Below are 6,980 nucleotides of genomic sequence, written 5' to 3' on the forward strand. Positions count from 1 at the left end.
ATATAAATATTTCATATTGATTTTTAGAAAACAGATAATATGTATGTAAACAGGCAGGGGTTTTCTGAAATTCTTGCCTCATAAACATGATATTTCAAACACTATCAGTCACACGGATGACTTGGGCCATAAAACTTGTGAGGCACATTCCCCACCCAGACTGTTTGACAATCCACATCATCAATGTTATCGCACCTAATGCATTGTCCGGTAGTACTCTATTACTACCTGTTTGTGCCAGCAAATCGATGCCCATATATACAAAAGGATCGGTAAGGGATAAGCTTACATTGGCTACCAAGCCCATCATAAATATACCTGCTGCAACATACCTCAGCTTGTTTTTAAATTTAGTTTTCATTTTAAATATGTAATTTTGTTCGAATTAATTTTGTTTTATCGTGCCCTTTCGAAGTGTACGCCCTTGTCTCGCATCAGCTTCCTGCTGGCCGGGGCAAGGTGTTTTTGGGTGCTTTTTTAAAGATTACATAGGCATTTTTTCTTTTATAAATGGGGAGATTGTGTCAACTTCGAGTTTCAGTCAGGCTTCCATTAGCTATTCACTTCAAGACTATCCTTAGTTTCAAACTAAGGATAGCTACGGGGGAAAGTCACCTTCCCAGTCATGGTAGTCATTTGCAGTAATGAAAAATGTAGTTAGTAAAAAAAACTACTATAATAACCAGGAAAATCCAGTGCAAATCAAATTTAGTCCCTGGTTTATGGGAAAGTCCCTGTGTGATTTGTTTGGAAGGAATGGGTGTTTCCCTGATGGTTTTTTCATAGTTGAGCAAGTCGTTTTGAATGACAAATCCCAGGCAAACAGATTTAGGTTTGTAATTCAACGCTTTGTCCCATTTGCGTCTGTATCCAATAAAGAAATTGAAAACTCCAAATTTACCTCTTCGATAGCAAACTTGTGATAGATAATACCGTTCAAAGAGGAGGATTTATTCAAAACCTAATAATCTTCTGATTTTTCTATAATGGAAGGTCGTTTCATTGAAGTATTAGTTATTCATCGTAACCATAATGGTATCCCGGTAAAAGCTGGGCAAAATGGTTGTATTATTTTTTAAGGATAATGAGAATTTGAATTGTAACAGAGAGTCTGTAATAATTATGTAAGGCTTCCCTGTTTTTTCAAGTTCATTTTCGATATTGGCTACATAGTATTCGTTTTCTTCATCATAAACTTTGGCGTGTGTATTGTTTAGCAAAATTACTTTTGAATTAAATTCATCCTTGAATATGTTCCTTACATCTGCTATTAAGGATTCTATACACTCTTTACAATTCATGCCAAAATACCTTATTACAAGTTTATTTTGACCTCCGCATAGTTGCAACAAAGTTGTTACTTCCCTGTTTTTAAGATTAAATAGCTTAAGGTTGTCTATTTTTTGTTTTGGTTTTTCATTTGTTTGTCTTGGTTTAAAAACAACAAATATTAAAAGTATTAAAATGAAACCTGGGCCGATTATTTTTATGTATTTCATTTGATGTCAAAAAAAAGTAAGACAGGGTTGCTATTTGGCGTTACTTGATCCTTTAGATCGGCAGGCAGTTCAAATTCAAGTTTTCCCTCAGATATTAGAAATGGTGTTAGCACATGAACCATAAATTCACCATTACCATGATAATTGATTGGTAAAAAATGATTAGAAACATCGTCAAGTTTGATATGCCTGGAAAACACCTTCCTCTTTTTTTTGTCGTAAATAACTTGATTCACGCTTTGTCGCCCCTGCATAACACTAAAATGAACGAGCTTGTCATTTTCAAAGTAACAATCGAGCCTACAAGGAAATTCTTCCTTTTCGATTTTATCCATTATATCATCTACGTTGTTATAGGAAGTTAATATTGTCCTTAAATCTTTTCCAAAATCAAAGAAATAGTGAGGTGCTATGGTTGAGTCCTGCAGTTTATAAATTGTGGTATTATTTGGTATGGACATCTGACAGTAGATATCTTGCCCATATTTACAAAATGCACTGTTATTTCGAAATAAGAATGCTAACCCATTCCAAAAGTTAGGTATTGGCAATTGTCTGTTGGTTATATTAAAATCCTTATCACAGACCAGGATATTAAAAAAACTTTTGTTTTCGGTCAAAGCGTCCTTGTTTAGTATGTTGCGGCAATAAAAGAGAAATCCATCTTCAATTATCTCAAAATCAGCTGCTGAAAAGGAAAGGGGATACCTTTCTTTGAATTTACCATCCCAACTAAATCTAAGTATCTCATTCCTGTTATCTCCTCCCAGAATTAGTATATCGTTGGTTTCTTGCTCTACAAGAAAATTGCCTAAGGAAATGTATTCTTTAGGACCCTTGCCAACATCATTAATGATCATCTCGAAATCTCCGGCTTCAGAAAATCGCATAATGGATTTTAATGACTTATCCAATATCAGGATTTTGTCATTATGAAAGATTAATTTATTAACATTGCTGATCAAAATAGAATCGGATAGTGGAACAGCTTTACTTAACCTAAAAAAATCATTTACTTCCCAGCTCTTTGCTTTATCTATTTTGATCACCTTTACAGTTTTACCATCGTCAATTGTTTCTTTTGTGTCCTTATGATTTTGACAAGCCAGGATAGCAAATAGCCAGAACGCTGGCGCTATCATTTTATATTTATTCACCGCATTCATTTTTATAAATATTATATCTGTATAGATTAATTGGTTTGATTAAAAGAACCCTTTCAGGTATTTACCATAACACAAATACCTGAAAGGTGAGAAAATGAATTTTTTCTCTCATAAAAAAATAGGTTCAGTTGCAATCCTCATCGGTTTCTGTTATCGATGATTTTAACATCTGTTTCAGATACAACACCTTATATTAATTCATGAGTGTCTATTCCGGACAACATTTCCCTTTTGATTCGCAGCATAGAATTCCTTGATACCTGCATTGAATGAGCGGTGGATCAATTATCTCAAGCACTTCTTGCCATTTTCCAGTTTTAGTACATTCATTAGAACCGGATTGTGCCAACAAATCTGTATCTACATATACAAAAGGATCAGTAAGTGACAAGCTTACATTTGCAATCCGGCCAACAGGAATATACCTGCTGCTACATAACTTAACTTATTTTTCCATTTAGTTTTCATTTTCCAATTTGTTAAATTTAAAAATCGTTTATTTTATCGTGGCCATTATGGTTCACGCCCCTGCCTCGTCCCGGGCAGGGTATTTTCGCGCATTTTGTTTAAATTTCAATCCATAGGTATCCTTTCTTTTTTTGGTGATATATTTATTTTGGTTTTTCTTTCTAATCCCGGGGAAGCAGTAGCTATAATATAGTTTGGCCGCTGTTTGTGTGCCATGTACATTTTGCCCAGGTATTCGCCCATAATCCCCAGTATGGTCAGTTGAACTCCTGATAAAAATAATCCGCTGGCGATAATGGAGGTCCATCCCGATACTGCATGGCCTAAAGCCATTACCACGATGGCATAAACACCATAGGCAAAAGCCAGCAGTGCAAATGTTATCCCCACTAAAAGTGATAGTCGAAGCGGTTTTATGCTGAATGATGTAATACCGTTCAGGGCCAATTGCAGCATTTTTTTTGTGGAGTATTTGGTTTGACCAAATGCCCTTGTGCCTTCCTGATAATCAATGGTGGTTTGCTTAAAGCCAACCCATGAGAAGATGCCTCTCAGGTACAGGTCCTGCTCTGCCATATTACGGATTACCTGGGCTACTTTCTTGTCGAATAGCCTGAAATCCGCCCCATCGAAAACAACCTTATGATCAGATAATTTGGACAATAACCAATAAAATAACCGGGAGGTTATCTTTTTAAACCATCCGAGCTGTTCTGTGTTTTTTCGCACAGCCGTGACTATTTCATAGCCATCTTCCCACAGCCGGATCATTTCCTTTATCATGTCCGGCGGATGTTGCATGTCGGCATCCATGGTTAGGATACAGTTTCCTTTGGCATGATCTATACCCGCCTTAATGGCGGCCTGGTGGCCGAAGTTCCGGGAAAAAGTAATGTACCCGATTTTATTATTTGTTGCCATTTCCAGTTTGATCATTTGCCCGGTATGGTCGGTACTGCCATCGTTGACAAAAATGACCTCATATTGCATGGGCTCCAGCGCCTTTTGGAGCTGATCGACCAACAGTCTGATATTTTCCGCCTCATTGTAACAAGGCACAATTACCGATAGCAAAAAATCACTCATCATATTTATCTAATAAAGGATGTTCCTCAACATACTCTCCGGCAGCTTTTCTTTTTTCCACTATATCCAACACATTTTGTTTCATCGTTTCACTGTCTTTCCATTGCATTGTTCTGTGAAAAGTATGCACACTGTAGAAGAGAAAATAAGCGGTCATTGCTGAGATGAAGTATTTCTTGTAGGGTTTAAATTTCACAAGAAGATAATCAACGTGCCATATGGCTATGAGCGCTAAGCCAGCTATGCTGATATACATGTAGCGGTCTGCGGTAATCGTGGGCCTTGGCATGGGCAAGATGTGTAGTACCAGCAACAGGTTAACCATGAATAAAAGCGTGCCGAAAAGCACCAGTTTGTTGTTACGCCGGATGTTGTGCCATACGAACGCCACTACAATCAAGGTCATTACGGGATAAACCCAATAATACCATGGCAGCGACTCTCCTATCTGCATGGGGAAGAAATAGACAAAATAAAGCCTGACTGGAGCAATAGCCCTGAAAAGGTACTCCATCAGGCTGTGCATGCCCAATATGGCGCGTTGATATACAGGATACCCCCCCAGGTCAACACGACCAAGCCCGTAGTTCAAAGAGAAATACCAAAAAGACAGTGCCAGCAGGAAAAAGGGTACTTTCTCCAGCAACACTTTCTTTTTAAAGGATGAGAAGGAAAGCCTTATCCCCTTTAACCTTCCATAGATATAATCCAGCGCCAGCAGGTTTAGCGGCAGGATAATGGCCTGCTCTTTGGAAGCAAACCCCAGGAAATACAAAAAACCGATAATGACTAACCACCTGCCTTTCCCCGTATGTATATACCTAATATAACATAGGCAGCTCAGCAAAAGAAACAGTGTGAACATGACCACTTTAGAGGCGCTGATCCAGGCCACGGATTCAACCTGCAAAGGGTGTATGGCAAAAACCAGGGCAGTAAAAAAAGCATAATGTTGTATCCTGGCATGGTTAAAGCCCGGTTTTACAGTTTTAACAATGTCTCGGATAATATAAAATATCAGTAAGACATTGGTAAGGTGTACCAGCAGGGAGGCCAGGTGAAAACCGAAAGGGTCAAAACCAAACAGTTTGTATACTACTATATACATTAGGGTATTGACAGGGGAGTATTGACCGGCATAAAAATTGGCGAAATGATAAGAGATATTTTCGGCGGAATGATCCGGAATAAAAGGATTTTCAAGTACCTGCCAGGTATCGTCCCACTTGAGTTGGAAGCCGTTGAATAATGTTGGGAAGAATGTGGCAACAGTTATCGCAATGAGTAGGAAATGGGGGTATTTGATCAAAAATTTCATTTTGATTCTTTAATTGTTAAACTTCAATTTCAAAGCAGCCCTGAAGCTCACTTTCAGGAGCTGGAAACCGTCCCTGAACCTGCTGATCTGCGTAGCGCCGTACCTCCTGCCCTTGTAGCGAACCATTATTTCCACCATTTTCAGGTTGAGCTTGGCAGCTCCCAGTATCAGGTCAAAATCACCAAAAGGGTCCAGGTTGCCTAAAAACCCACGATTAGCTTTGATTAATTCGTAGTCTTTCTTAAACAGTACTTTGGTGCCACATAGGGTGTCTTTGATTCGCTGTCCGGAAAGGTAAGAGAGCGCCCATCCGAAAAAACGATTACCCAACAGGTTGAGCGGCCGCATGGCGTCTTTTTCCATGGGATACACCAGCCGGCACCCATTGATAAACTCCCCCCGATTGTTGGCCAGCGCCTCATAAAACTTGGGCATATCTTCCGGCGGTGTGGTCAGGTCAGCATCGAGGATCATCAATATGTCACCTGTGGCTGCATCAAAAGCCTCCCTTACCGCATTGCCTTTGCCCCGGCCGGTTTGCATGAGTACTTTGATATCTTTATCAGGATATTGTTCCTGTACTCTGATCATTTCTTCATAGGTGCCATCGTCAGAGCGGCCTTCTACAAAAACAAATTCCTGTTGAATACCGAACATCGGAGTTTGGAGGATGGCATTTTCGATGTTGCCTTTTTCGTTTCTGGCCGGGATGACAATGGATACCGAATAACCGGCTTTAGGGGTGACTAAAGGTCGTGCTATGGTAAATTGCATCAGGTTGAACCTTCGGATAACCGGCAGGTTAGCTAAAAATTTGTTCAACCCAAAATGGATAAAGGGGAAATACCATGGGAAAAGTAACTTGCGTTCGGTTTTTACTACCTGGTAACCTTCCAGGGTCAGCATTCCTTCAAGGTCGCGGACAGAAAGCCAATTGCGTTCAGGCCTGTCTTTGCCAATGCCCAATCGCTCGGCGATGTCAAACAAAGGGCGCCACATGAGGTTATTGCCTGCAATGATGACCCTGGTACGGGCGTGTACATGCGGCCTTAATTTTTTAAGTACCTGTTGGATATCGGCCGACAAGCGTGACAGGTGGGAGATGACCACATAATCGAATACACCTTCCAATAGGCTGTTTTCGGCATTGCCACAATGAAAAGACAAATGCGGGTACTGACAACGGGCCTTTTCAACTTTTTCATTTGACAGATCAATGCCCAGGCCTGTTTTTGGTTTAAGCGCATGAAGCAGGCTACCTTCGCTACAGCCAATCTCGAGTACAGAAGCGCCTGAAGGGATCACATTGGTATGGTAGCGACGTAAAAAACGATGAACAAAACGATTTCTTTTCATAGCATTTCATAGTGTTTATGTGTTGATAAAAAATGTGGGTGATTCCAGCCAAGTAGTACGGCGAAGAAATTTTTGAAGTGTTTTTTC

6 protein-coding genes are annotated in these 6,980 nt (G+C 39.7%); all 6 read right to left on the bottom strand.

Features of this window, described 5'->3' with window-relative positions:
* Positions 1-94: 94 nt before the first annotated feature.
* The 6 genes from AC04NP_RS30080 to AC04NP_RS30105 all read right to left on the bottom strand — a co-directional run bounded on the left by AC04NP_RS30080 (position 95) and on the right by AC04NP_RS30105 (position 6,893).
* Entirely contained in the window at positions 95-361 is a 267-nt protein-coding gene (locus AC04NP_RS30080) for a hypothetical protein (protein ID WP_482863823.1), read from the bottom strand.
* A gap of 649 nt (positions 362-1,010) precedes the next feature.
* On the bottom strand, positions 1,011-1,499 hold the full coding sequence (locus AC04NP_RS30085) for a hypothetical protein (protein ID WP_482863824.1): 489 nt from the start codon (positions 1,497-1,499) through the stop codon (positions 1,011-1,013).
* Positions 1,496-2,656, bottom strand: coding sequence for a 6-bladed beta-propeller (locus tag AC04NP_RS30090; protein WP_482863826.1), 1,161 nt, complete (start codon positions 2,654-2,656; stop codon positions 1,496-1,498). Before AC04NP_RS30090 ends, AC04NP_RS30085 begins: the two co-directional genes overlap by 4 nt.
* A gap of 582 nt (positions 2,657-3,238) precedes the next feature.
* On the bottom strand, positions 3,239-4,222 hold the full coding sequence (locus tag AC04NP_RS30095; RefSeq protein WP_482863827.1) for a glycosyltransferase family 2 protein: 984 nt from the start codon (positions 4,220-4,222) through the stop codon (positions 3,239-3,241).
* Positions 4,212-5,537, bottom strand: a complete 1,326-nt coding sequence (locus AC04NP_RS30100; protein ID WP_482863829.1) for an ArnT family glycosyltransferase — start codon at positions 5,535-5,537, stop codon at positions 4,212-4,214. The genes AC04NP_RS30095 and AC04NP_RS30100 overlap by 11 nt, the downstream gene beginning before the upstream one ends.
* 9 nt (positions 5,538-5,546) lie before the next feature.
* Entirely contained in the window at positions 5,547-6,893 is a 1,347-nt protein-coding gene (locus tag AC04NP_RS30105) for a glycosyltransferase (protein ID WP_482863830.1), read from the bottom strand.
* Between the last annotated feature and the right edge of the window lie 87 nt (positions 6,894-6,980).

It is taken from the genome of Agaribacillus sp. DX54 (assembly GCF_056858335.1).